1 protein-coding gene is annotated in these 316 nt (G+C 49.4%); it reads left to right on the plus strand.

Translation table 11 applies throughout. From position 1 onward, the window contains the following. A partial coding sequence (locus CWB98_RS23520) for a sulfite exporter TauE/SafE family protein (RefSeq protein ID WP_138546979.1) occupies positions 1-316 on the plus strand: 316 nt, incomplete at both ends.

Genomic DNA, 316 nt, shown 5'->3' on the forward strand with positions numbered 1-316 from the left:
CTTATTTGGCAAGCTCAGTCCACAGCAGAGTAACGATTTACCGCTGCTTTCTGGCGCTATGCGCATAAAACAGTGGCTCCAAGGCTTGGCCTTAGGCTTTTTCGATGGCATGGCTGGCCCAGGCACGGGCACATTCTGGACCGCGTCAAATAGCCTCCTTTATAAAATGAGCCTGCTGATCAATTGCGGTTTAGCCCGCTCAATGAATTTTGTCAGTAACTTTATTTCGCTGATCACCTTTGTAGCCCTTGGTCATGTTAACTTCTTACTCGGCGCTACCATGGGGTTATTCTTGATGTTAGGGGCTTGGCTGGGG

This window comes from Pseudoalteromonas rubra (assembly GCF_005887115.1).
Classification (GTDB): Bacteria; Pseudomonadota; Gammaproteobacteria; order Enterobacterales; family Alteromonadaceae; genus Pseudoalteromonas; species Pseudoalteromonas rubra_F.